This is a genomic window from Streptococcus sp. KCJ4932 (assembly GCF_004352745.1).
In the GTDB taxonomy this organism is placed as follows: domain Bacteria; phylum Bacillota; class Bacilli; order Lactobacillales; family Streptococcaceae; genus Streptococcus; species Streptococcus ruminicola.
Genome location: NZ_SJWW01000014.1, coordinates 37,934 through 63,240, shown reverse-complemented (window position 1 = coordinate 63,240; position 25,307 = coordinate 37,934). Strand labels below are relative to the sequence as shown.

Annotated in this window: 21 protein-coding genes, 2 pseudogenes and 1 riboswitch; of the genes and pseudogenes, 4 read left to right on the top strand and 19 right to left on the bottom strand. The window is 37.3% G+C overall.

Features of this window, described 5'->3' with window-relative positions:
- Positions 1-128 (top strand): annotated as a pseudogene (locus tag E0E02_RS07190) (ATP-binding domain-containing protein); the annotation flags it as partial.
- 52 nt (positions 129-180) lie between these two features.
- The gene (locus tag E0E02_RS07185; protein WP_240789023.1) at positions 181-1,260 is read left to right on the top strand and encodes a transporter; all 1,080 of its coding nucleotides are present in this window, start codon (positions 181-183) and stop codon (positions 1,258-1,260) included.
- A gap of 60 nt (positions 1,261-1,320) precedes the next feature.
- Here the strand turns inward: E0E02_RS07185 and pcrA are convergent, their stop codons facing one another.
- From pcrA to pdxS, 3 genes are all read right to left on the bottom strand, one after another.
- A complete protein-coding gene (gene pcrA, locus E0E02_RS07180; RefSeq protein ID WP_133018230.1) occupies positions 1,321-3,633 on the bottom strand; it encodes a DNA helicase PcrA in 2,313 nt (770 codons plus the stop codon).
- A gap of 145 nt (positions 3,634-3,778) precedes the next feature.
- On the bottom strand, positions 3,779-4,351 hold the full coding sequence (gene pdxT / locus E0E02_RS07175; RefSeq protein WP_133018229.1) for a pyridoxal 5'-phosphate synthase glutaminase subunit PdxT: 573 nt from the start codon (positions 4,349-4,351) through the stop codon (positions 3,779-3,781).
- 9 nt (positions 4,352-4,360) lie between these two features.
- Positions 4,361-5,236 (bottom strand): pyridoxal 5'-phosphate synthase lyase subunit PdxS, encoded by an 876-nt coding sequence (gene pdxS / locus E0E02_RS07170; protein WP_133018228.1) that lies wholly within the window; start codon positions 5,234-5,236, stop codon positions 4,361-4,363.
- Between the two features lie 104 nt (positions 5,237-5,340).
- Here pdxS and E0E02_RS07165 point away from each other — a divergent pair, with 104 nt between their 5' ends.
- Positions 5,341-6,741, top strand: coding sequence for a PLP-dependent aminotransferase family protein (locus tag E0E02_RS07165; RefSeq protein ID WP_074563783.1), 1,401 nt, complete (start codon positions 5,341-5,343; stop codon positions 6,739-6,741).
- Positions 6,742-6,921: 180 nt separating this feature from the next.
- Positions 6,922-7,099: riboswitch (glycine riboswitch) on the top strand.
- A 134-nt stretch (positions 7,100-7,233) separates the two neighbouring features.
- Positions 7,234-8,565: a sodium:alanine symporter family protein gene (locus E0E02_RS07160; RefSeq protein WP_039696828.1), complete on the top strand. Its 1,332-nt coding sequence runs from the start codon at positions 7,234-7,236 to the stop codon at positions 8,563-8,565.
- A gap of 34 nt (positions 8,566-8,599) precedes the next feature.
- Here the strand turns inward: E0E02_RS07160 and E0E02_RS07155 are convergent, their stop codons facing one another.
- The 16 genes and pseudogenes from E0E02_RS07155 to E0E02_RS07080 all read right to left on the bottom strand — a co-directional run bounded on the left by E0E02_RS07155 (position 8,600) and on the right by E0E02_RS07080 (position 25,302).
- A complete protein-coding gene (locus tag E0E02_RS07155; protein WP_240789022.1) occupies positions 8,600-9,454 on the bottom strand; it encodes a Cof-type HAD-IIB family hydrolase in 855 nt (284 codons plus the stop codon).
- Between the two features lie 180 nt (positions 9,455-9,634).
- A pseudogene (gene tnpA, locus E0E02_RS07150) lies at positions 9,635-10,093 on the bottom strand (IS200/IS605 family transposase).
- A gap of 187 nt (positions 10,094-10,280) precedes the next feature.
- Complete coding sequence (locus tag E0E02_RS07145; protein ID WP_133018227.1) at positions 10,281-13,631, bottom strand: GBS Bsp-like repeat-containing protein; 3,351 nt, start codon at positions 13,629-13,631, stop codon at positions 10,281-10,283.
- A 126-nt stretch (positions 13,632-13,757) separates the two neighbouring features.
- Positions 13,758-15,260 carry a family 1 glycosylhydrolase gene (locus tag E0E02_RS07140; protein ID WP_074602060.1) on the bottom strand — a complete coding sequence of 501 codons (1,503 nt, stop codon included), beginning with the start codon at positions 15,258-15,260 and terminating at the stop codon, positions 13,758-13,760.
- Positions 15,261-15,355: 95 nt separating this feature from the next.
- On the bottom strand, positions 15,356-16,009 hold the full coding sequence (locus E0E02_RS07135) for an SGNH/GDSL hydrolase family protein (protein ID WP_133018226.1): 654 nt from the start codon (positions 16,007-16,009) through the stop codon (positions 15,356-15,358).
- A 24-nt stretch (positions 16,010-16,033) separates the two neighbouring features.
- Positions 16,034-16,852, bottom strand: coding sequence for a Cof-type HAD-IIB family hydrolase (locus tag E0E02_RS07130; protein WP_039696819.1), 819 nt, complete (start codon positions 16,850-16,852; stop codon positions 16,034-16,036).
- 125 nt (positions 16,853-16,977) lie between these two features.
- A complete protein-coding gene (locus E0E02_RS07125; RefSeq protein ID WP_039696818.1) occupies positions 16,978-17,814 on the bottom strand; it encodes an aldo/keto reductase in 837 nt (278 codons plus the stop codon).
- A 44-nt stretch (positions 17,815-17,858) separates the two neighbouring features.
- The gene (locus tag E0E02_RS07120) at positions 17,859-18,563 is read right to left on the bottom strand and encodes an SDR family oxidoreductase (RefSeq protein WP_074602066.1); all 705 of its coding nucleotides are present in this window, start codon (positions 18,561-18,563) and stop codon (positions 17,859-17,861) included.
- A gap of 1 nt (position 18,564) precedes the next feature.
- On the bottom strand, positions 18,565-19,134 hold the full coding sequence (locus tag E0E02_RS07115) for a sugar O-acetyltransferase (RefSeq protein ID WP_133018225.1): 570 nt from the start codon (positions 19,132-19,134) through the stop codon (positions 18,565-18,567).
- Positions 19,121-19,894: a helix-turn-helix domain-containing protein gene (locus tag E0E02_RS07110; RefSeq protein ID WP_133018224.1), complete on the bottom strand. Its 774-nt coding sequence runs from the start codon at positions 19,892-19,894 to the stop codon at positions 19,121-19,123. Before E0E02_RS07110 ends, E0E02_RS07115 begins: the two co-directional genes overlap by 14 nt.
- Positions 19,895-20,153: 259 nt before the next feature.
- Positions 20,154-21,479, bottom strand: coding sequence for a PTS cellobiose transporter subunit IIC (gene celB / locus E0E02_RS07105; RefSeq protein WP_039696815.1), 1,326 nt, complete (start codon positions 21,477-21,479; stop codon positions 20,154-20,156).
- 40 nt (positions 21,480-21,519) lie between these two features.
- Positions 21,520-22,032 carry a hypothetical protein gene (locus tag E0E02_RS07100; RefSeq protein WP_074560265.1) on the bottom strand — a complete coding sequence of 171 codons (513 nt, stop codon included), beginning with the start codon at positions 22,030-22,032 and terminating at the stop codon, positions 21,520-21,522.
- A gap of 22 nt (positions 22,033-22,054) precedes the next feature.
- Positions 22,055-22,369 (bottom strand): PTS cellobiose transporter subunit IIA, encoded by a 315-nt coding sequence (locus E0E02_RS07095; RefSeq protein WP_020916861.1) that lies wholly within the window; start codon positions 22,367-22,369, stop codon positions 22,055-22,057.
- Between the two features lie 18 nt (positions 22,370-22,387).
- Entirely contained in the window at positions 22,388-24,361 is a 1,974-nt protein-coding gene (locus E0E02_RS07090; protein ID WP_074563808.1) for a BglG family transcription antiterminator, read from the bottom strand.
- 50 nt (positions 24,362-24,411) lie between these two features.
- Positions 24,412-24,729: a PTS cellobiose transporter subunit IIB gene (locus E0E02_RS07085; protein WP_020916863.1), complete on the bottom strand. Its 318-nt coding sequence runs from the start codon at positions 24,727-24,729 to the stop codon at positions 24,412-24,414.
- A gap of 234 nt (positions 24,730-24,963) precedes the next feature.
- Positions 24,964-25,302 (bottom strand): hypothetical protein, encoded by a 339-nt coding sequence (locus E0E02_RS07080; protein ID WP_240789021.1) that lies wholly within the window; start codon positions 25,300-25,302, stop codon positions 24,964-24,966.
- Positions 25,303-25,307 lie beyond the last annotated feature (5 nt).

The following is a 25,307-nucleotide window of genomic DNA, read 5'->3' as shown; positions in this document are numbered from 1 at the left end:
CAGAAGTGATTTACCCTCGTAATGAATGGCACAAAATCACGCTTGCCTACGCCATGTCCATCCACAAATCACAAGGGAGTGAATTTCAAGTAGTTATTCTGCCAATTACGCGCCAAAGTCGTCGTCTATGCTGCCACTGTTTTTCATTCAAAAATTATGGTAGGAGTGGCTAATGTAACAATGGTTATACCAACACTCTTTACTATTTTAGTTGGCATAAAGGCTGATCAAACTCAATTCAAAAAGAAATGGATTGTTATCACAGGTTTTACTCAAGCAGCTATTTTTACAAGCTTGGCTTTTATAATTTCCAAGCATTGTTTACTTGCCTTTTCTTTTATTTGCCTTTTTAATATCCTTAGCGATATGTTAAGCGATTTTTCAAATGGCCTTCGAATGCCTATTATTCAAAAGTACGTTAACAAGAAAGATTTAATCGAAGCCTATTCATTCACGCAATTCATTTCTTATATCTGCAACTTTTCTGGACAAGCTTTAGGAATTTGGTTATTAACGATTTCTCAACACAACTTTGCGCTTGTCGCAATAATTAATGCACTCTCTTTTATGCTGTCAGCTCTAGTGATATTAATCATCAAAGACGATGCTGATTACGATGTTTTATCAAGCGATAATGAACTATCATTCAAAGAACAATTTTCAAACTTATACCATAACGTTATGTTGATTTTTAACGAAACTAATAGCGCTGATTTTTTTCACTTACTCCTAGCAATTCTCTGCTTAAATATGCTCAGTGGCTCACTTAATGCTATTTATAATATTTGGCTACTGTCTACAAAAATTGGTCACCTATCCTACAGCCAAGCACTACTCCTTATTGAGTTTATCTTAGTTGGCGGTATTTTGATTGGAAGCTTGACACCACACGATTATTTTTCTCAAAAATCAATTAGACAATTGCTAAAAATTAGTGCAGTAATTTTCTTTCTTGTCGGTCTTTCAAATCTTATCCATTTCCCCTTAATTATCGGTATTTTATTACTAGCATTTGCCAGTTATTTAGTCGGAAAAGTTAATCCTAAAATTAATTCTCAATTATTGAGCAATCTTCCAACCAATACCTTAGCACAAACAAATAATTTTCTAACTTTTTTGTTCACCTTGTCCCTTCCTGTCGGAACAGTATTATTTAGTAGTTTGTCTTCGTGGAATATCACATCCACTTGGATAACATTTCTAGCTTTAGCTGTTGCTGTCTTTAAATTATCAGCTTCTACTAAAACTGTTCCTGATTGAGAATTTTTAAAAAAAGAAATCCAAGTTTTCCTTGGATTTCTTTTGGTATTACTTCTCTTATTATTTCTTCTCAATTGGTGCGACGCTGGCTAGTAGTTTTTTAAGTCCAACTTCTGGGAAATTGATTTTTAGTTCTTGAGTCTTGCCTGAGCCTGTAACTGCAAGGACAGTTCCGTCACCCCATTTTCTGTGGTGAGCGATATCTCCAATTTGCCAGTCGACAGCTTCTTTTGAAGCACCAGCAGTTTGACCAAAAGGTACTCCTTTGACAGCTTTTGAATATGGCTGCGCTCCACGTGATGTCGGTTGAACTTTCGCTTTGCGAGCTTGAAGAGCTTGTTGGAGGCTCATGCCTTTACCAAAGCTCATTGATTGGTCACTGCTATTGCTATAGCGAACACCAAATGAAGAATTAGCAGGTCGAGCCAAGCCTTGGTATTGCAATAACTCGTCATCAATTTCACGGATGAAGCGAGATGGACGGTTATAACTTGTCTTACCAAACAAGGTACGTGTATTGGCATTTGTCACAAAGAGCAATTGCTCAGCACGCGTGATACCAACATAAGCCAAACGGCGTTCTTCTTCTAATTCATCTTGATCTTCAGCAGCTCGAGAAAGAGGAAAGACCCCTTCTTCCATACCAATCAAGAAGACAATTGGGAATTCCAAACCTTTGGCAGCGTGCAAGGTCATCAAAGTCACTTCTGCTGTTTCAGCATCACCATCATCAGTATCTGCAATCAAAGCCAAATCATTCAAGAAACGACTTAGTTTGTCAATACCAGATTCATCTTCTGGGGCATCGTCTTGATTTTCATCAAAGTTTTTCGTAACAGTCAAGAATTCTTCGATATTTTCGATACGTGCTTGGCTTTCAAGCGTATTTTGCACACGAAGGGCATCAAGGTATCCAGTTTTGTCAAGAACAGCTTCTACCAATTCAGTAACACTGTATTTGTCCAAATCAGCACGAAGATTCATAAGAAGATTAGCCAAATCCCAAACGGCTTGTGCTGCTTTTCCTTTGACACCTGAAAGCATAATGTTTACTGATGCATCAAGCAAGCTCATGTTTTGAAGATTAGCAAAGTCACGGATTTTCTCAAGCGTACCAGGACCGACACCGCGTTTTGGTTCGTTGACAATTCGTTCATAGCTGATGTTGTCAGCAGTGTTTGCAATAACATTCAAGTATGAAATGACATCACGGATTTCCTTACGGCTGTAGAATTTCGTTCCACCAACCATTGTATATGGAATATTTGATTTCAGCAAAGCTTCTTCAATAGTACGTGATTGGGCGTTAGTACGGTAAAGAACTGCAAAATCTTTAAAGTTTTTCCCTTGTTCACGGACAATATTGTCAATCGTTGAAGCAACAAAAACAGCTTCTTCGCGTTCATCACGCGCACGGTAATAAACAATTTGTTCCCCGTCAGCGTTTTGTGTCCAAAGTTTTTTCGGACGACGATTGCGGTTGTTATTGATAACGGCATTAGCTGCTTGCAAAATTTTCTTAGTGGAACGATAGTTTTCTTCCAACATAACAACCTTGGCTTCAGGATAATCTTTCTCAAAATCAAGGATATTTTGCATATCAGCACCACGCCAACCATAGATAGATTGATCAGCATCACCGACGACACAGATATTTTTAAAACGAGATGCCAAGAGTTTAACCAACTGATACTGAGCATGGTTAGTATCTTGGTACTCATCCACATGAATGTATTGGTAGCGTTGTTGATAATAAGCTAACACATCAGGATTTTGGTCAAACAAACGAAGGGTTAACATGATGAGGTCATCAAAGTCCATGGCTTCGCTTTGACGAAGTTCCGCTTGATAAGCCTTATAACATTTAGCAACAATTTGTGTGTACATATCACCAGCTTGGTTCTCATATGCAACCTCATCAAGCAAATCATTCTTGGCATTTGAAATCGTTCCAAGAATGGCACGTTCGTTCCATTTTTTAGGATCAAGGTTGAGGTTCTTTAAAATACGTTTCATGAGCGTACGTTGCTCACCTGGATCCACGATAGTGAAATTGCGGTTATATCCGATGTGATCAGCGTCACGACGCAAAATGCGCACACACATGCTGTGGAAGGTAGCAATCAAAGTATCTGCCGTTGCTGGATTCAAGGCCATAGCACGTTCACGCATTTCACGCGCAGCTTTATTGGTGAAGGTAATCGCTAAGATATTCCACGGGTTTACAAATTTTTCATCAATCAAATAGGCAATGCGGTGTGTCAACACGCGAGTCTTCCCAGAGCCCGCACCTGCCATAATCAAAAGCGGACCTTCTGTCGTTTTAACAGCTTCAGCCTGCTTATCATTCATACCATTTAATAAAGGATTCATCGTATAAAAGACCACGGAGGTTCTGCCATCAGCTCCTATCAGCCAAGAAAACCATCCGAGATTTATTCCTCTCTATATTAATTATTTCATTAAAATCAATGCTTTTCTATTGTACCATTTTTTAAAGAAATAATGTTGGCTGGTTTCACTTTGTTTGACAAATCTTCAAGAAATAAGAATGAATGCTGTCATTCTCATCAACTTCAGGATGAAAAGAAAGTCCGATTTGATTGCGATAACGAGCAGCGACGATTTTGCCCTGATGTTTTGACAAAATCTCAACATCATCTTCTACCTCACTAATATATGGTGCTCTGATAAAAGTCGCTGGCACTTGACCTAAATCCGCAAAATCAAGTAAAGACGAAAAACTTCCTAATTGTCTACCGTAGGCATTACGCTTAACGGTGACTGGTAAAGTTCCTAAATAACGCTTTGCTTGATTTTCTACATTTTCAGCTAGTAATATCAAGCCAGCGCAGGTCGCAAGAACTGGCAAACCCTGCTGAATCCTTTCTCGCAAAGGTTCTAAAAGCCCTAAATCAGCTAACAATTTTCCTTGTACCGTTGATTCACCACCTGGAAGCACCAAACCGTCTAGCGGCTTTTCTAAATCTTTTAGCTGACGAATCTCAATTGTCTGTGCACCTAATGAGGCTAACTTTGCTTTATGCTCTGCAAAATCCCCTTGCAGAGCAAGCACTCCAATTAAAACCATATCAACCTCCTAAATCCCACGTTCAGCCATAAGCAATTGGATTTCTTCTTCGTTAATGCCGACCATGGCTTCGCCAAGATTTTCTGATAACTTGGCAAGTAAATTCTTATCTTGATAATTTGTCACAGCTTGAACGATAGCACGCGCACGTTTTTCGGGATCACCTGATTTGAAAATACCAGAGCCAACAAAAACACCTTCTGCACCAAGTTGCATCATCAACGCAGCATCTGCCGGCGTAGCCACACCACCCGCCGCAAACAAAACAACTGGTAATTTTCCAGTCTCATGAACTTCTTTGACTAAATCATAAGGAACTTGCAATTCTTTTGCTGCTTGATAGAGTTCATCCGAACGAAGAGCCTTAAGACGAGCGATTTCTTTTTTCAATGAACGTAAATGTCGAACTGCTTGGATGACATCACCAGTACCTGGTTCCCCTTTTGAACGAATCATACTAGCGCCTTCTGCAATACGGCGAAGAGCTTCACCAAGATTTTTAGCCCCACACACAAATGGCACGTCAAATTGAGTCTTGTCAATATGATAAAGGTCATCAGCAGGTGAGAGCACTTCACTTTCATCAATGTAATCAATCTCAATAGCTTCAAGAATCTGAGCTTCAACAAAATGCCCAATACGCACCTTTGCCATAACAGGAATAGAAACTGCCTCTTGGATTTCTTTAATCATTTTGGGATCGCTCATACGTGAGACACCACCAGCAGCTCTGATATCAGCGGGAATTCTTTCTAGTGCCATAACGGCACAGGCACCTGCTGCTTCAGCGATTCTTGCTTGTTCAGGAGTGGTTACATCCATAATCACTCCACCTTTGAGCATTTGAGCTAGTTGCTTGTTAAGTTGATAACGTTGATTTGCCATAAAAATACCTCATTTACTTTTTTGTTGCTTTTCATTATAATAAAAACTGACATGGTATCAAGCGTCACTTAAAAACTTTTTTATAGGGTCAGATTGGAGATGTTATGCTTACATATTCATTGGATAAAAAAGGTGCTATTCCCCTTTACGAACAACTTTATCGTGCAATCAAAAAAGATATTACCATTGGGATTTTAAAAGCTGGAGAAAAATTACCATCAAAACGTAACCTTGCCAAACACCTTGGTATATCTATCGTTACGGTTGAAACCAGCTATCAACAATTAAAAGCTGAAGGCTACATTTACAGTCAAGCTAAAAAAGGATTCTTCGTTTCAGAAATCAATCCACACCATCCGCCCGTTGAAAAAACCATAAGGTTACTTTCAAATCCAGAAAGCAGGCCAGATGAAGCCAAAACTTATCTGCGACTTAGTAATAACCAGACCAATTCCGAAACCTTTCCATTTGCTACGTGGTCAAAAATTGTTCGTCAAGTTCTGAATAACTGCCAAGATGAACTTGTTCACCCTTCACCAAGTAAAGGTGTTCTACTACTAAGACAAGCTATCGCTAAACACCTAAATGACTATAGAGGAATGGCTGTCGACCCTCGCCAAATTATCATCGGTGCAGGAACCGAGTATTTGTATACTATTCTCATTCAATTACTTGGGCTTGATAAAACAGTTGCTTTAGAAGAGCCAAGTTATTCAAAAATCCGTAAAATTTATCAGCAATTTCAGGTCAAACAAACCTTCATTGATATGGAAAATGACGGACTTAGTATGTCACAACTAAAAGAAACAGATGCCGATATTGTCCACCTTTCTCCTTCGCACCAATTTCCTACAGGAGCTATTTTATCTATCAGCAAACGTTATGAACTTTTAAGTTGGGCAAATCAAGGCAATCGTTATATCATTGAGGATGATTATGATAGTGAATTTCGTTTTCAAGGGCTACCGATTCCTAGCCTTCAAGAGATTGATAGCCTCGGAAAAGTCATTTATATCAATACTTTTAGCAAAAGCTTGGCTTCAACTTTACGTATTAGTTATATGATTTTGCCACCGCAATTATTGGAACGCTTTGAAAAGCAACTTAGCTTTTACAATAACACTGTCTCAAACTTACAACAATACACCCTTGCTTACTTTATCAACGACGGTTATTTTGAAAAGCATTTAAATCGTATGCGACTTTTTTATCAGAAAAAACGTGACAGTCTGATTCAAAGATTATTAGACAGTCCTCTCAAAAATCACATCAGCATTCATGAAGAAGAGTCTGGTTTGCATTTTATTATGACCATTAAAAGTGACCTAGCAGAAGATGACATTTACAAACAAGCTCTAGCAAATGGATTGCAAATGACAGCTATTTCTCACTATTATCAAGGGGAAAACAAGCACTTTGACAAGTCTTTCATCGTTAATTATGCTAATATTTCTAATCAAGATATCGAAAAGATCATTAATATTTTATCGCAAATCATTCTTTGATTTTTTTGTAATTTATATTTTTTCCAAACAATTCAAAAAATACTATTGACAAAGTTCGGTTTTTGCTTTAATATAGTATTCAAATCAAATAGCAAACCGAATGATGTCATTCAGGAGAAGAAAGCTTGCCTTTCGCCGAAGGAGTTACGCTCTCAGGTGTCATAGACAGGACTGGGTGATGGACGGACTTCTGGAGAGACCTAGTCATTTTTTAAATGACACTAGTGACCTTTCGTTAGTATGTTTTTAAGGACTGAGTATTGTAATACTAACATGAAAGAACTAGATAGGCGCCGAAGGGGCAAGGCTAGACACACATCTAGCTCAAACTCTCAGGCAAAAGGACAGAAGATAAGAATCGATTAACAGGTAAGGTGTATTATCTTTGTCAGTCTTCTTATCACTTTTCAGGAGTTATCACTACGATAACTCCTTTTTTCTATTCTAACTGGCATCATAGGACGCTATGTTTTATAGGAGACTTATTCGTATATGCTAAACTTTTTTACAATGCTAGATGATATTGTCTGGGGTGCCCCACTGCTTATTCTCTTGGTGGGAACAGGGATTTATTTAACTGTTCGTCTTGGCTTACTCCAGGTTTTAAAATTACCTAAAGCCTTTAAATTAATTTTCGCTGACGATAAAGGTCAAGGGGATATTTCTAGTTTTGCTGCTCTTGCTACTGCTCTTGCAGCAACAGTAGGTACTGGTAACATCGTTGGGGTGGCAACAGCTATCAAAGCTGGTGGACCTGGAGCCCTCTTTTGGATGTGGATTGCTGCTTTCTTTGGAATGGCAACAAAATACTCTGAAGGACTTCTTGCCATCAAATACCGCACACGTGATGATAATGGTGAAGTTTCTGGGGGACCAATGTACTATATCCTAAACGGTATGGGTAAACGTTGGAAACCACTTGCGATTTTCTTTGCTGTCGCTGGTATCCTTGTTGCTTACTTTGGCATTGGTACTTTCTCACAAGTTAACTCAATTACTTCATCACTTGAAAATTCATTTGGCTTAGCGCCACAGATTGTAAGTATTGTTGTTGCTGTAATTGTTGCCATCATTATCTTCGGTGGAATCAAATCAATTTCAAAAGTTGCTGAGAAAGTTGTTCCTTTCATGGCGATTATCTACATCCTTGCAACTTTAGCTGTCATCTTTACAAACTTTGATCAAATTCTTCCAGCATTTGGTCAAATCTTCACTGGTGCATTTACTGGTACAGCAGCTGTCGGTGGTTTTGCTGGTGCCGTTGTTAAAGAAGCCATCCAAAAAGGTATCGCGCGTGGGGTCTTCTCAAATGAATCTGGTCTAGGTTCAGCTCCAATAGCTGCTGCCGCTGCAAAAACAGAAGAACCTGTTGAACAAGGTCTTATCTCAATGACTGGTACTTTTATTGATACAATTATCATTTGTACTTTGACTGGTCTTTCAATCATCGTTACTGAGAAATGGACTGTAGCTGGTCTAGAAGGTGCCCCTCTTACTCAAGCAGCATTCTCATCTCTCTTTGGAACTCCTGGTGCTCTTGCTCTGACTTTCTGTCTTGTTCTCTTTGCCTTTACGACAATTCTTGGTTGGTCATACTACGGTGAAAGATGTTTCGAATTCCTTTTCGGAACAAAACATATCAAACTTTACCGCGTTATTTTTGTCATCATGGTTGCTCTTGGTGGCTTCCTAAAACTTGAGCTTATCTGGATTATTGCTGATATCGTTAATGGCCTCATGGCTCTACCAAACCTTATTGCTCTGCTTGCTCTGTCACCAGTTATTATCCGTGAAACAAAAAACTATTTTGCTCGCATGAAATAAAGCAAACACTCCTGAACGATTTCAGGAGTGTTTTTTAATGTGATTCTAGGTATTGTTCAATCACTTGAAAAACACCTGATTTAGCATTCGATGGTGCTATAAAGTTTGCAGCTGCTTTCACTGTCTTGCTAGCATTTTCCATGGCATAAGAATATTTCGCTAAGCGTAACATAGCGATATCGTTATCACCGTCTCCAAATGTCATGACCTGATCAGTTGAAATGCCTTTTAAGGCCATCAGCTCTTTTATCCCTAGTGCCTTATCAACACCAGGCAAAACCACATCAATAGCCCCAAATCCACTTGCCATTGGTACTAAATCAGGAAATTCTTTTCTAAAATCCTGACTAACACTTTCAAACAAAGCCATTGGGAGCTGCATGGTGATTTTATTAATCTTTTCATGTGGCAAGTCAAGCATATTATCAAGTAAAATCACATTTGGAAAGCTGGCATTGTAATACTTCAGACGTTCTGCATTACCAAGATTCTGGCAGGTGTAAGCTCCTTTGGTCATATAAGAATGCTCAGGTGAAGAAATCACGATATGGTAGTCATCAAAATGCTGCTCATAGTACTGTAGAAAATGCTGCAATTGCTGCGCGTTTAGATTTTTAAGGTAAATCGTCTCGTCCTTAACAAGCAAATGACTACCATTACCAACAACATAGGCTAGCCGATTTGCCAAGTTTCCAAAAACAATCTTCATTCGTGAGATTTGATTACCAGTCGCCACGACAAATAGAATTCCTCTTTTATCCAGCTCATCCAATAGCTGCTCAAAACGCTTGGCATCAAATTGACCTTTTTCATCTAAGAATGTTCCATCCATATCCACTGCTATGAGTTTTATCATCTTTTTCACCATTTCAATTTTTTCTAATACCATGATAGCAGTTTCAAAAAACTTTAGCAAAAGTACAATCATAACCACCCGTCAAACAGGTGGTTTGTACAAGGGCTATAAGCCCATAACACCTGCCAGCGCCTTTAGGCGCTGGCTTTCACTTTGTTCAAGCCTATTGTTCTTGACTCGTCACAGGTCTCTCAAAGAGACGTTCGTAATCACTTACTTATCCCTAAAGGGATCTTCATATTCTTTAATACTCAACTTATCTTGCACTATATCATGTTGTTCTTGTTATTGAATATATTTTTTTATCGTCGCTTCGTTAAGTCCAACTGTACTTACATAATATCCCTCTGCCCAAAAATGTCTATTGCCAAATTTATATTTTAAATTGGCGTGCTTATCAAACATCATTAATGAGCTTTTTCCCTTTAAATAACTCATAAATTGAGATACGCTTAGTTTGGGTGGAAAACTTACGAGCATATGAACATGGTCTGGCATTAAGTGACCTTCTATTATTTTTACTCCCTTATATTCACATAAACGCCTGAAGATTTCTCCTAAACTGCTTCTGTATTGATTATAAATAACTTTTCGTCTATACTTAGGAATGAAGACGATGTGATACTTACACATCCACTTCGTGTGTGATAAACTATATGATTTATTAGACATACTTTTTATACTCCTTTCGCTAAGCAATAAGCTTAAACAACTTTAATGTAATGCGAAAGGAGTTATTTTGTATAACTATTGTTACCCACCCGCATAGCAGGTGGTTGTTTTGTCTCACACCTTACGGAGTGAGACTGACTAAAGTCATATAACACAAAAAAGGAAGTATAAGTACTTCCTTTTCATTTTAAATATCGTTCACTTTGACAAATGGATTGCCAAGACCATTGATATCACCTAATTGTGTACTTTGTTCTCTCCAAAGCAATTCAATAGGATACCAACCGTTGTTTGCTGCATTATATGGGTCATAAACGAAAGTATTTCCATTTGAATACCCTTTAAGAACAATTTCGTGACTTGTTCCAAAGCCCCAAGGTGAAAACTTATCTTGTTGAACAGCAGCCAGAACGTGGTGTCCTTCTTTTAATGCCTCTGACAATTGAGATGAACTATGAAGTACCGTTGCTGCCAATCCCCAGTGTTGAGTAGCAATCATAACACCTCGTCCAGTTGTTCCTGAACCTCCACGATTATATTCAACAGTGTTGTTATAGAGATAAGCACAGACAGATGTCGGCAAAATTTCTGTTCCTGTTAATGATGAAACAACCATAGCAACACTTGTTGGGGCACAGGCTGTCGAAGCCATTCTGTAGCCTCCGAAAGTAATATTTGCCCAACGTCCATCACGTTGATTGTAATAAGGAGTACTGAAGTTCGTACGTTTAACAGTGAATTCAGTTGATGTCAAGAAATACATTTGCCCATTATCAGACTGGTAAACATGGACGTGATAAGTTCCTGTACCAGAGTGATTGGCGACATTAATGAGACCTACGGCATTTGTCCCTGACGTAGTCGCATCATACCATCTGATGTCATCTTGATCATTCACATCAGACCAAACGGCATATTTTACAGTACCATTTGAGTAAACACCAGAAATATTAACACCGTAAACACCAGTTCCTTTATAAGTCGTTGAAACACTAGTGGTTATTTCCTTGTTAGTAAAAGCATATTGACCAAGGTTATAACCAACAGTTTCACCATCTTTGGTCTTAACATAAACATGGACCGTATAGTCTGCAGAAATGTTATGATGATATTTTTCGTCAACCGTAATAATGACTTTTCCGTTTGAAACGTTTGAGCTTGTGTACCAATGAAGATTTTTTTGAGCAGAATCAGACCAAGCAGCAACAGCTACACTAGCAATATCTTTTGAAGACTCTGTTTCCGCAATCACAACTTCTAAGCTACCTTTTGAAGCATCGTAATTTTGAACAACTACTGTTGGTTTTGTTAGTAACTCATTAAAAATTAAATCAACACCGTCTGAGCCTGAAAGGCATGTAAAGGAATGAGTGACTTCATTTGTACCATAAACATGAACATTGTAATGTCCAGACTCAAACTTATGATTTTTAGCGTAGAAAGTGTAGACATAAGAGCCATCTTCTTGCTTAGTAGCATGATACCATTTCATATCATCTTGACCATTTTTACTTGTCCAAGTTGGTAATTGAATATCATGAACATAAACTGGAACATCTGTCACCGTTACTTTTGCAGAATAGTCTGTTAACTTTTCAATTTGAACCCTTACTTCTGGTTTTGTCACGTTAATACTTGTTGCACTGATACATACCATTTTTCCCTTAACAACAGCATAGGTGTGAATAAGATATGTCCCATAATCGCCAGTATACTTAGCCGTTAGTTGACCGTTGGTTGGAACTTTGTACCAAATTAAGTCATCTTGATCATTGTTGGCTGACCAAACGGCATGGTAAACGGTCAAATCTGAGCTAACATCGCTTGGCATGCTGATTTGAATACCGTTAGTCGTTAAAGTTGGCTGAACATGAACATCACTGAAATGGTAATCAGCTTCTATGCTTGTTCCTGTTAGACAAGTTAGGGAATTCGTAACTGCATTCGTTCCATAGACATGAACATTGTATTTACCACCTTCTAGATTGTGTTCAGCAATACTGAAGATTCTTGTAAAGGTGCCATCGGCGTTCTTAGTAGTGCTATACCACTGGATGTCATCCTGACCGCCTTTTTCTGTCCAAGTTGGTAGTTGAATACTAGTGATGTATATTGGGGTATCACTGACTGTTACTTTGTAACTTGTCTCATTAATTTTAGTGATTGTCACTTTAGCACTTGGTTTTGGAACATCAATACTTGTCGCACTGATACATGTCATCTGACCTTTAATCACAGCGTAAGTATGGATAAGATAAGTGCCATAATCACCAGTGTACTTAGCTGTCAGTTGACCATTAGCTGGAACTTTGTACCAAATCAAATCGTCTTGGTCATTTTTGGCTGACCAAACAGCATGGTAAACGGTCATATCTGAGCTAACATCACTTGGCATGCTAATTTGGATACCATTTGATGTCAAAGTTGGTTGAACTTTGACATCTCCAAACTGATAATCTCCTTGGAAGCTTGTACCAGTAAGACCTGTTAGCGAATTCGTAACTGCACTTGTCCCATAAACATGGACATTATATTTACCACTTTCTAGGTTGTGCTCACCGATACTAAAGGTTCTTGTAAAAGTGCCGTCAGCATTTTGAGTAGTAGCATACCACTGAATATCATCCTGACCACCTTTTTCTGTCCATGTTGGTAGTTGAATACTAGTGATGTAAGCTGGAATATCACTAACAATCACTTTGTAAGTTGTGCCACTAACCTTTGTAATTGTCACCTTGGCACTTGGTTTTGGCACATCAATGGTGCGACCATTTAAACCAATCATTTGACCATTGATATTTTGGTAAGTATGGATATTGTATTTTCCGTATGAACCAGTGTATTTGGCTACGACGTGTCCATTGCTATCAGCTGTGTACCAAATAAGGTCATCTTGACCATTGACCTCAGACCAAACCGCAAACATGATTTTAGCACCTGCTGGAATAGCTTGATTATACTGAATATCAAAACCTTTATTCGTTAAGGTCGCACTGGTTACTTCGTCTGTAGCGTTTCCTGTTGCTCTGCGTTCAGTAACAAGTTTTTGATTGTCATTAGCAGTAATTTCAGGCTTAACGTTTTGTGATTCATCCGTAAGCTGACTGTTAGCATTAGCATCAACGATTGACTCAGTTTGATTTTCAGAAAGATTGTCAACCTGCTCAGACTCAGCACCTGTGAAATTACTGTCATCAGTAACTGCTGATTTATCGTCATTTACTTCTGTTTGCTCAGTAGTTGTCGTACTTTGCTCATCATTAATTGAACTAGATGCTAACTCAGAATTAAGCTCATTTGCCTTATCATTTTCTGACAAATCACTAGTTTCTTCAGACAAACCAGCATCAGCCTGATAATTTTCACTATTGACATCAGCTAACATGCTATTAACAGTGGCGCTCGTACTTGCTTGCACTTCATCAGCGCAAACACCATTAGCTCCAAAAGTCGTCAGCAAGACACCTGATAATAAAAGTGTTCCAATAGCACCGTAGGCTTTTGATTTTTTTATTGTTCCGTGACCTTTAACTCTCATAATAATCTCCAATAAACTTTTTAATCTTTAAGTTTATTCTATCACTTTCTAACAAAAAAACACTATTTTTTTTCAAATTATTTCAAAAAATCCCCGCTAAAAGAGCGAGGAATTTATTTATCAGTTTTAATCTTCACTTGCTTCATCAATGGCTTTTTGGCCATTTGTTGAAAGAACTTCTTTATACCAGTAGAAACTGTCTTTGGGTGTGCGATTTAGGGTTCCATTGCCTTCATCATCCATATCAACGTAGATGAAACCATAACGTTTACGCATTTCACCTGTACCAGCTGAGACGATATCGATACAACCCCACGTAGTGTAACCAATAAGGTCGACGCCGTTGTCAATAGCATTTGCCATGGCATTAATGTGCGCACGGTGGTAATCAATGCGATAATCATCGTGAATTGAGCCATCTTCTTCAACAGTATCAAACGCTCCAAGACCATTTTCAACAACCATCAATGGGATTTCATAACGGTCATAGATTTTTTCAAGATAATATTGAAGTCCCATTGGATCATGCGCCCAACCCCAATCAGAATAAGTCAAGTATGGATTTTTAGCACCTGCTGAGAAGTTACCTGAAACTTGCTCACCGCCAGTGTGAGTTGTCACATTGTTTGACATATAATATGAGAAAGTATACATATCAACTGTCCCGCGTTTCAAATCTTCAAGGTCTTCTTCTGTAATATCCAATTCAACATTGTGCTCTTTCCAGAGACGTTTGGCATAAGTACCGTATTTTCCTTTTGCTTGCACATCACCACAGTAGTAAATGCCTGATTGCCATTTGTGTTCATTAGCAAGGATATCTGCTGGATCACATGTGCCAGGATAAAATGTAATACCACAAATCATATTTCCAATCATGAAATCAGGATTGATGGCATGACCAATTTGAACAGCCTTAGCTGACGCTACAAATTGATGGTGAAGGATTTGGTAGCCTTCTTGATAATCTGCATCACTAGCTTTTGAACCAAACATATCAAGGAACATGGTTGTGTTATTGATTTCATTGAAAGTTAACCAGTATTTAACCAAGTCTTTGTATTCGTTAAAAATAACCTCACAATAACGCACATAAAAATCAATCAGCTTACGATTTTTCCAACCGCCATAATTTTCTTCAAGTGCTAATGGCGTATCAAAATGCCAAATTGAAACCAAAGGTTCAATATTGTATTTACGGCATTCTTCAAAGACTGAACGGTAGAAATCAAGCCCTGCTTGGTTAGGTTCTTTGTCATCACCATTTGGGAAAATACGAGCCCAAGAAATTGACAAACGAAAAACAGAGTAACCCATTTCAGCAAACAACTTGATGTCTTCTTTGTAACGGTGATAAAAATCAACAGCCACATGGTTTGGATAATGCTCTGTATCGAGCACGGCGTATTTAGCGCCTTCAGGAATCTTACCATTATGGCCCATAGCTGGCGCTTTACCAGGTTTACCATCTTTGCCGATATAAGTCATGTAGCGTGGCGCGTTTACTGACCCACCAGTTGTCACATCAGTTGCAACAAGTCCTCGACCATCTTCGTTATAAGCACCTTCGGCTTGGTTAGCAGCAATTGCTCCGCCCCAAAGGAAGTTTTTTGGAAATGCTTTTGTCATATATCTTTTCCCTCTTTCAATTAAGTACAATAATAGTATACCGTTATTTGAAAGCGCAATCTTGCATTATTATCTTGGAAAATGATACTATCCCACTACAAATACGCTGACAAAATCTCAGACACCACACGATAACCATCGACATTAAGGTGAAGGCCATCAACTGTACGATTTAGTGGCAACTCACCACTTTCATCGCACAAAGCACCATGAAGATTAAGGTATGTCACACCATCTCCTGACAAGTCAGACAACAAAGCATTTAATCGATTGATACTATAATTATTACGATGACTTGGTGTGCGGACGAATCTTGGTGACTCATTCATTGGAAAAACAGAAAGCAAGATAATCTGAGTTTCAGGCAACTTTTGTTGAATAGTAGCTATGATAGTCTCAATCGTTTCACGCACTTCTTCTGGCTGTCTGGTCTTTAAATCATTAACCCCAATCAAGAGAACAACTTTACTTGGTTTCAAATCTAAAACTTGTGTATTCAGATGTTCTAAAAGCTGCAAACTGTTGATGCCATGAACACCGCGGTTATAAAGCGGTAAATCCAACGTCAGCATTTCATGAATGGGAAAATACTCAGTGATAGAATCTCCAGCAAAGACAACATTTGGCTGTTTTACCAGTTGATTCAAAGCATCGTATTTTTCCCACAACTGTGCTTGTTGGTCAGCTAAGATTTGCTTACGAAATTCTGTCACATCAGCTTTGTGATATAGTTCTTGAAAATCAGTCATTTTTTCTCCTTTTTGACTATTCTATCACAAATCTGACTCATTCAAGAAATGACGAGCAAGAACTTGCAAAACACCATTTTCTTGATTTGACGGAGCTTGATAGTTGGCTACGTTTTTAATTTCCTGCGGAGCATTTGCCATCGCAAAAGAATATTTAGCCAGTTTTAACATCTCAATATCATTGCCACCGTCACCAAAAACCATCAGATTTTCAGGACCATAGCCCCAGTGATTGAGCAAGAAATCAAGGCCAGTTCCTTTATGCACATGCGATGGAATGACATCAATACAACCAAAACCACTAGAGGTCGCCGTTAGTTGATAATCCGCAAATAAAGTGTTAATTTCATCTCTCACTTGGAAGGTCAATTCATCACGAACCAGTAAAGTGACTTTAAAATAATCATCCTCAGGAATTGGATGTAGATTATCAACGTATTTTAAAACAGGCAAATAATAGCTAAGCAAATCCTTGATTTTTTTCGGTGTCGACATTGGCAAGTATGACGATGCCTTTCCTGCCAAGTTAATCACCGTATCTGGATAATGTTTTTCGATATAATTAACCAAAGCAGAGATGGCTTCTACTGTTTCAAATTCTTCCTGCAAAGTTCGACCATTTTCAATGATGTGACCGCCATTTTCAGCCACAAAAGACATTAAATGTTTGTGTTTAGGAAATTGTTGGATAATCTGACGATACTGGTTACCGCTTGCCACCACAAATTTGATGCCTTCTGCCATAAAACGATCAAACAAACGATCAAATAAAACCTTGTCATAAGTCTTTTTATCTGTTAAAAAGGTTCCGTCCATATCAGTTGCAATTACTTTTACTGTCATAACACCCTCCTTGTCCCCCATTATACGCTAGCTTTCTGAAAAAAGCTTTGAGTATATTCAGAAAAAATGATACTATGACACGAAAAAAGATGATTTAGTTTAAAAATCATCTTTCCATAAATATTTTAAAAATCCACTTGATCAGGATTAGGTGCACTAGACTCAACTTTTAAATTCGTTAATTTATCCATATCTTCATCTGAAATAGTCACACCAAAAGCATCAAAATTACTCTCAATTCTTTTAGGAGTTACAGATTTTGGTAATGGAAGAAATCCTTGTTGAAGGCTCCAAGTTAAAACCAACTTAGCAACTGATGTCTGATATTTTTCAGCCAATTCTTTTAAGAATGGGTGATTAAAAACATCCCCTTGACCAAATGGACTCCAAGCTTCAATTAAAATGTCATTTTGATTGCAAAAATCAACTACTTCTTTTTGATAAATTCCCGGTGAAAGTCTAATTTGATTAACGCTTGGTTTAATCCTTGCTGTTTTCAAAAGGGCTTCTAAGTGATGTGGTAAGAAATTGCTGACACCTATGCTGCGAATTTTTCCTGCTGCTACTGCCTCTTCCATTGCTTTCCAAATCGAACGATTTCTTTCTTCCCAGTTTTCCCTGAAAGCAAGCGGATTTGGCCAATGAATTAAGTACAAATCAACAAAGTCAAGGCCTAACTTTTCTAATGAAGTATCAATAGCTTCCCTAGCTTCTTGATAGTTCCCAACATTATTCCAAAGTTTTGTGGTTACAAAAATCTCTTTTCTATCAATACCACTATCTCTTATAGCCTGACCAACGCTTTCCTCGTTTCCGTAAATTGCTGCTGTATCAATATGACGGTAACCAACTTTCAACGCAGTCTTTACAGCTTGATAGGCCTCTTCTCCATTTTTAGATTGCCAAGTTCCAAAACCAAGTTTTGGAATAAGGTTTCCATCATTTAAAAGATAATTTTCCATTATGTACTCTCCCATATTCTTTTTCAATAGTTAAAATTTAATTATTACCTCATACGAATTTCCCAGACTGTATTCTCAGCCTTACAAGCATACAGAATTCCTTGAGCGACATCATCTGCTGTCTCCCAATGTGCTGCTTCTACACTTTCTTTCGTTCTTCCATAACCAACTTCAAATTCAGTCTTTGTAGCACTTGGACAAACAACACAAGTTTTAATTCCTTGTGAGCGTAATTCTTTATCAATCGCTTGTGATAATCCGCGCTGAGCAAATTTTGTCATCGTATAAATTGTTTCATCTTCATGACCAACATGACCAGTTACAGAAGATACGAAAATAATTTTACCTTGACGTTTTTTCAGCATTTCGATAGCTGCATATTTTGAAAAAATAAATGATGAAAAAACGTTAGTATCCATTATTTCGTAATAGTCATCACTAGTTGATTCAACCAAAGGAATTAATTTACCAATACCGGCATTGTTAACTAAAATATCAATCCTTCCAAAGGTTTCAATTGCTAATGAAACTGTTTGAATAGCTGTCTTTTCTTGGCAAACATCACCAACGTAATAGACAACCTTACTTCCCATTGCTTCACATTTTTCTTTCACTTCTTTTAGCCGTTCTTCACGTCTAGCTGTCAATACTAAGTGACAACCTTCAGATGCTAATGCGTAAGCTGTTGCGCGGCCAATTCCTGAACTTGCGCCAGTAATAATAGCAACTTGTCCTTTTAATTTAGTCATATCAATTCTCCACATCATTTTCAATTGTTTTTAAAAACTTCGCTGGGACCCCTGCAACTACATAGTTATCTGGAACATTTTTTGTAACCACAGCACCTGCTGCCACTACAACATTATTTCCAATAGTTACACCTGGCAAAATCGTAACATTTCCACCAATCCAAACATCATTACCAATAATTACTGGCTTGGCAATACCAAGATTGTCACGTCTGCCTTGTGGGGTTAGTGGATGATTGACCGTAGTAATCATAGTATTTGGACCAATCATAACGTGATGACCAATACGAACTTCTGCCACATCTAAAATAATGCCATTATAATTCATCAAAAAATGCTCACCAACATGGATATTTTTTCCATTATCACAATTAAAATTTGGAAAAACCGAAACATCCTCACCAACTGATCCAAATAAATCTTTTATTGCAGCTGTTCTTTTTTCTACGTCTAAAATATCGATAGCATTTAAAACTTGACATTTTCGTAAAGCTTCTTTTTTGATTTTTTCAATATCTGGATCCGTAAAACAATAAGGTAAACCAGCCTCTAATTTTTCAAGTTCTGTCATCTATGACTCCTTTCGAATGAATAGCATCAGTGAGGTGATTTGCACGGTAATCAAGTGGTTTTTCACCAGTCACTTTTTTAAATATTTTTGTGAAATAGCTCTGCGAACTGAAAGCAAGTGTTTCTGATATTTCCAGTAATGAATAATCAGATTCTAACAACATGTTCTTTGCAACTGAAATTTTTTGAGTTTGAATATAAGACTTAACAGACTGATTCATTCGTTCTTTAAACAATTTTGAAATATAATTACTTGAATAACCAGTATGCTTAGCCAAATCAGATAAATGAATCACCTCATGTAAGTGCAACTCTATGTATTCTATGCAGCGTAAAATAGGTAAAGCTTTAGCTTGATCAAGCTTACTTTGCCTGACAAGTTTTGTGAAAGTCGTAAACATTTCAACTTGTAATTCAAAAATATCTTGCACATTATCAATCTTATCAACTTTTTGAATGTAAAGGTCACTGGTATTAAAAGCAACTTCTTCATCCAGTCCACCCTGGATAGCAAAGCGCGTGGCGAGCGTAACAGAAGCAACAAAAAGATATTGGTAATTTCTAACGGGATTTTCTGATAACTGACCTGTCAAATTTGACTGGAACATTTGTTTAGTTGCCGTTAAAGCATTTTCTAAATCACCATTTTTAAGATAAATATATTGTCTCAATTCTTCATCATAACGATGATGACGTTTCTTTCTCTCACGATTTAAAAAAGCCTGATAATCTATCTCTTTTCGAGTAATCGCGTTTGACACTTCGTCACCTCCTCTTTATTCATTTCTCAATTGAATTGTACTAAAAAATTATTTTTTTTGTACACTAATCATGCTCAATTTCGTAGATTAGATTGAATTATTACCAAATTCTAGTGAAAACTACCAAAAAAAACCAGTAAGATTTCTTATAATATACACATAAAATCTAATTATTCTATCCAACCTAAATAGTATTAAAAAATCTTGATTATTTTACCCAAGACAAAAAAAGAACGGGTAAACCCGCTCTTAATTTTTATTAAGCTTCTACGCCTTCTTCTTTGAGAAGTTTCAAATCGTACATTTTAAGGAATGGGAACCAAACAAAGAATGCTGCTAGGGCACAGACAAGAGCTGTGATAACGGCACCGATGTTACCACCAGTTCCGATGTAAGCACCAAGACCGATTGGAGTTGGCCATGGAGTTTGGATGATTGATACTGCGGCAAAGCCAAGTTTGATTGACCAGTATGCGATTGAAGCACATACGATTGGTGCGATAATGAATGGAAGGGCAAGGATTGGGTTGTAAACAACAGGAAGACCAAAGATCAATGGTTCGTTGATGTTGAAGATTGCAGGACCCATAGCTGCACGACCAAGCATTTTAAGTTGTGATGATTTAGCTGCTACTGCAAGCCATACACAAGCAAGAAGCATTGCACCAGAACCACCCATGATAACGTATGAGTTTGAGAATTCACCGGCAAAGGCAATGTGAGCTCCGTCAACGTTTTCTGCCATGTTTGACAAAAGGATTGGGTTAACAAGACCCATGACGATGTTAGCACCGTGGATACCAACAATCCACAAAGCGTGAACAAGAAGGTAAATAACCACAATACCAAGCCAAGAGTTTGCGATGTGACGAACGAAACCAAATGGAATAGCAACAACGTTGTAGATATCAGTACCAAGAGCGATGAATACACCATCAATAACAAGGACAACAAGAGCTACGAAAGCACATGGAATCAAAGCTGAGAATGAGCGAGAAACACCTGATGGTACAGCTTCTGGCATTTTAACAACCCAGTTACGTTTGATACATACACGGTAAAGTTGAACAGCAAGGATAGACATCAAGATTGCTGTAAACATACCAGATGTTGACAAACGAGCCAAGCTGTTACCACCAACAGTCCAACCATTGATTGTAGCACCTTTGACGTTCAAGTAGTCAAATGCACCATTTTTAACAAGCAATTCTGGAATTGTCAAGAAGAATGCAAATACTGAAAGTAGAGCACCATATACTGGGTCAACGTTCAAATCTTCTTCGTCAGCAAAGATTTTTGTATACTCATAACCAATAACAATGGCAAAGTAGAGAGACAAGATACCCATTGTACAGTTGTAAGCTTGCAAGTAAAGAGGTGCAATTTTATCAACTGAGTTTGCCCAAATTGATGTTAAGGCAGGAATTGGAAAGGCTTGTGGGATAATGCTCAAGACAAGGAACATAGATCCGACGATAGTAAACGGAATACTTGCCATACCAGCGGCAACAATTGCACGAACAGGACGCCAAGCAGATACTTTAGCCATCGGCCCCATCAAGTACTTTTCTAAAAATTCAAACATTTTCTTCTCCTCCTAAAAACTGTTGAATGTTTGTTGTTAACTAATTGATTGATGCCAAATATTTTTGAATGCGATAGTATTGTTTATCTGAATTACGATTGATACGAGCGATTTTTACTAACATCCATGATGAAATCATAATCCCAAGTAAAAGCATCACGATGAGAAAAATTTGAGTCGTACCATTTTCAGATAAGAATGGATAAAAACTGTGATATTGTTTAAATACAGTGGCAATAATTAAAATGATATTTAAAGCAATAATCGTTTGAAAATAAAATTGCGTCTTAACCGCAGGTTTTTGTTCCCTTGAATACATTCGCGATTGTTCCCACATACAAATGGCACCAAAGGCAGCCATAAGAACTGGAATGATAACTAGACTGAAGTTACTAGCAGATAAGAACATCAAGATCCAGTAGAGATTGATGAAAAAGAAGAAGGCAACAACGTAGCGAATGAGGAAGTAACGTGTGTAATACATGTTTTTAATCCCATTTTCACGCCTTGTAGCATCTAATTCTCTTTTCTCCTTTTCTGTTAAAGCAGCCATAGTTATCTCCTTTCTTGCCTAACTAACCGATTTTTTTGTATAATTCTAACATTTCAAGTCCAACTTCACGAAGTGTCATTGTAGTCATCAAGTGATCTTGAGCATGAACCATGATGATTTCAACATTAACTTCTTTACCACCTGCGTATTCTTGGAGCAAGTGTGTTTGTGATTGATGGGCTTTTAATAATTCGTCATTTGATTCTTTTAACTTTTCTTCTGCTAACGCATAATTTCCTTCGCGCATCGCATCAAATGCTTCGTGGACGATTGAACGTGCGTTACCAGAATTTAAGATAATCTCAAATGCTGCAACTTGCAATTCTTCTGAATTCATATAACTCCTACTTCCTTTTTAAATCGTTAAAAATATTTTTTTAAATTCATCAAATGATTGACAAGCTAACATTTGTTCTTGAAGTTTTGGATTATCAACCAAATCAACAATGGCAGATGTCAACTCTGGTAGTCCATCATTATCATGAATTGACATTGACATTAAAAAGATAATTTTGATTGATGGATATTGTTCATCCCATTTCACACCATTTTTAACAATCGCTACTGCAAAATGATGTTTGCTACCGACGGCTTTCAAAGGATGAGGTACGGCAATGTTTTTCCCGAATACGATGGAACTCATAGATTCCCGCTGTTTCATCATATTAAGAAGTCGTTCCTCAAATTGCTCATTTTCATTTTGTGAAATGCTCTGAGCTAGTTTTTGCAATACCTCTTCTTTTGAAGCGTCCGATAGTAGAAAGAAATAGTCTTCTGAGAAGTAATCATCAAACACATCGCTTACACTGAGTTCTGATTGACGATCTTCTACATTTGCTAAAGACCTATTCAAATGAGAGATTCCCTGTTTAATATCCTTTAACTCTTCATCATTTAAGAAAACTGAAACCGTAAAGACTGGAATATTGAAAATCAAGTTTGACAAATCAATAGAAGAAACGATAAAATCAATTCCCTTTAACTTTTCATCGTTGATTTCATAATAACCAATCACATCCGTAATTGAAACCAAGTTCCCGAGCTCGTTTTCAATACGGCTCTTAAGCATTTGAGCACTACCGTATCCCGTAGCACAGATGACAAGAACATTGTATTTACGTTGTTCTTTGTATCTTTCTTTGGCAGCCATAAAATGCAGAGCAATGTAGGCGATTTCATTTGGTGATAAAGTGTAAGCACTGAAAGTTGGCATATTAGCTACAACACGTTCAGCTAGTTGATACATATCGCGATAATTGGCTTGAATTTCCGCTGTCAAAGGGTTTTCCATAACAACCCTGCTTTGCAAGCGAATGAACATTGTTGATAGATGAGCAAGCAAGCCCTCAATCAATTGGAAGTCATTCTTAACAGTTGGATTAATTTGGTCAATACTGTCAATCAATTCCTGACGCATTTGCTCTTGCAAAACTTCAGAAATGTGACAAGCACTCCCGTGACCTTTTGAAACCAAGTGGAGAGTAATGTAATCAACTTCTTCTGCTGGAAAATCAATGTGCGTAGATACTGAAACACGTTTTAAGATATTTTCAGCAATTTGACGTTCTGCCAAACCTCTCAGTACCAGTTCATCTTCTGACACCTTGCTAATGCGAAACCCTTCGGTAATGCGACGGATTGCTAAAGCAATGTGGATGACTAGATTTTGAATCACAAAGTCTGATAATTTAAGACCACCTTCCCGACATTCATCCAGAACAATGATGGTTAACTCTTCAAAAGAAATTTTTTGATTAAGCAACTCATTATCAACGTATGAATGCATGGTGTTAATAAAACCAGAATCAATAAAGTAATCCATGATGAAACGACGTTTATCACGTTCTTGTCCTAAGACGTAAACCCCTTTATTGGCTTTGCTTTCAATTTTTAAATGATAAGGTTTAAATTTTTGTCTTATCTTTTTAAAATCACTAGATAATGTTGATCGACTAACAAACAACTCATCAGCTAAATCATCAAAATAAATTTCATTTTGTTCAAACAAAAGTTTGTTTAGCAAATAATTGTAACGATCATTGATATCAGTAATATTTTGATAATTATTGTGATGGTCATTGATATGATTTTCCTCTAAGAAATCAGCATAAGCATCATCATCTACGATGTCTAACTTGTAGCCGTAACCTTGCTTGGAAATCAAATCAATGCCTGAGTAAAAATCTAATTTTTCAACAAGTGTTTTATAGTAAGTTCTAATTGTTCTATCCGAACATCCTAATTGCGCTGCTAGTTCTTTACTAGTAACGAATTTATCCTTATCTTTAATAAGATATTGAATAATCTGCTTTTCTTTTTTATTTAACACAGAAGAGGACACCTCCAAGTACCATTAGAACTATTATATCACAACGGGCATTAGATGTTTTCTTTTACCAAAGCTGCCATTTTTTCAATACCCATTGGGATTGGAATGTAAGCTTGTGGTGGAATTTGAACGATTGGTTTGTTTGTTTTAGCAGCTGCATCTGCCAATTGTTTAAAGTTCATTTTAGTTTGTGGGCTGACAAGGTACAAATCATATTTATCAGCTTCGATACGTTTTTGTCCTTCTGGAACCCCAACAGCATCCATTTCAATGTCTTCACCTTTTTCTTGAAGATATGTCATTGTTTTTTTAGCAATCATTGATGATGACATACCGCCTGCACAGATAATTAAAGCTTGTTTAGCCATAACGTTTAATCTCCTTTGTTTTTTGTTTACACTGATATTATATGAAAACGCCATCATTATGTAAACGCATTCTTTTTCCTATGTGATGCGGAAAAAAATAAGACCATTACGGAAAATTTCCGTTTAGATGCAACTTTTTCCGTAATCAAACTGCAATCATTACGGAAATTTGCTGTAAATCTTCAGTTTTTTTAGAAAAAAATAGCCAGACTAGGGAAAACTAGTCTGACTATCTTAAAAGAATGCTGGAATAAATAATTTTGTATAATTGACAGAAACTTGATTTTCTTGTAAGCCTAACTCATCAGTAATTAGCTTTTTCAATTTTTCATCATTCATTATAGAATAAACACGATAACTTTTTGAATCTTTATGAAGCACTTGAATCATATCAGAAATCTTTTGATTAGCTAAAATATCAGGAAACTCATTAAGATTTGAAAAGGTGATAATATATGGACCACTCATCCGTTCACCTTGACTATCATAATCTTTTCGATATTTACTAGTCAAAAAGTAAACAAGAGCAATCAGAACTAAAAATGCGATAATAATAACCCATTTGATGCTCATATTCG

Coding starts and splice junctions, on each gene's coding strand:
- E0E02_RS07185 (WP_240789023.1), top strand. CDS start 181: ATGGTTATACCAACACTCTTTACTATTTTAGTTGGCATAAAGGCTGAT.
- pcrA (WP_133018230.1), bottom strand. CDS start 3,633: ATGAATCCTTTATTAAATGGTATGAATGATAAGCAGGCTGAAGCTGTT.
- pdxT (WP_133018229.1), bottom strand. CDS start 4,351: ATGGTTTTAATTGGAGTGCTTGCTCTGCAAGGGGATTTTGCAGAGCAT.
- pdxS (WP_133018228.1), bottom strand. CDS start 5,236: ATGGCAAATCAACGTTATCAACTTAACAAGCAACTAGCTCAAATGCTC.
- E0E02_RS07165 (WP_074563783.1), top strand. CDS start 5,341: ATGCTTACATATTCATTGGATAAAAAAGGTGCTATTCCCCTTTACGAA.
- E0E02_RS07160 (WP_039696828.1), top strand. CDS start 7,234: ATGCTAAACTTTTTTACAATGCTAGATGATATTGTCTGGGGTGCCCCA.
- E0E02_RS07155 (WP_240789022.1), bottom strand. CDS start 9,454: ATGGTATTAGAAAAAATTGAAATGGTGAAAAAGATGATAAAACTCATA.
- E0E02_RS07145 (WP_133018227.1), bottom strand. CDS start 13,631: ATGAGAGTTAAAGGTCACGGAACAATAAAAAAATCAAAAGCCTACGGT.
- E0E02_RS07140 (WP_074602060.1), bottom strand. CDS start 15,260: ATGACAAAAGCATTTCCAAAAAACTTCCTTTGGGGCGGAGCAATTGCT.
- E0E02_RS07135 (WP_133018226.1), bottom strand. CDS start 16,009: ATGACTGATTTTCAAGAACTATATCACAAAGCTGATGTGACAGAATTT.
- E0E02_RS07130 (WP_039696819.1), bottom strand. CDS start 16,852: ATGACAGTAAAAGTAATTGCAACTGATATGGACGGAACCTTTTTAACA.
- E0E02_RS07125 (WP_039696818.1), bottom strand. CDS start 17,814: ATGGAAAATTATCTTTTAAATGATGGAAACCTTATTCCAAAACTTGGT.
- E0E02_RS07120 (WP_074602066.1), bottom strand. CDS start 18,563: ATGACTAAATTAAAAGGACAAGTTGCTATTATTACTGGCGCAAGTTCA.
- E0E02_RS07115 (WP_133018225.1), bottom strand. CDS start 19,134: ATGACAGAACTTGAAAAATTAGAGGCTGGTTTACCTTATTGTTTTACG.
- celB (WP_039696815.1), bottom strand. CDS start 21,479: ATGTTTGAATTTTTAGAAAAGTACTTGATGGGGCCGATGGCTAAAGTA.
- E0E02_RS07100 (WP_074560265.1), bottom strand. CDS start 22,032: ATGGCTGCTTTAACAGAAAAGGAGAAAAGAGAATTAGATGCTACAAGG.
- E0E02_RS07095 (WP_020916861.1), bottom strand. CDS start 22,369: ATGAATTCAGAAGAATTGCAAGTTGCAGCATTTGAGATTATCTTAAAT.
- E0E02_RS07085 (WP_020916863.1), bottom strand. CDS start 24,729: ATGGCTAAACAAGCTTTAATTATCTGTGCAGGCGGTATGTCATCATCA.
- E0E02_RS07080 (WP_240789021.1), bottom strand. CDS start 25,302: ATGAGCATCAAATGGGTTATTATTATCGCATTTTTAGTTCTGATTGCT.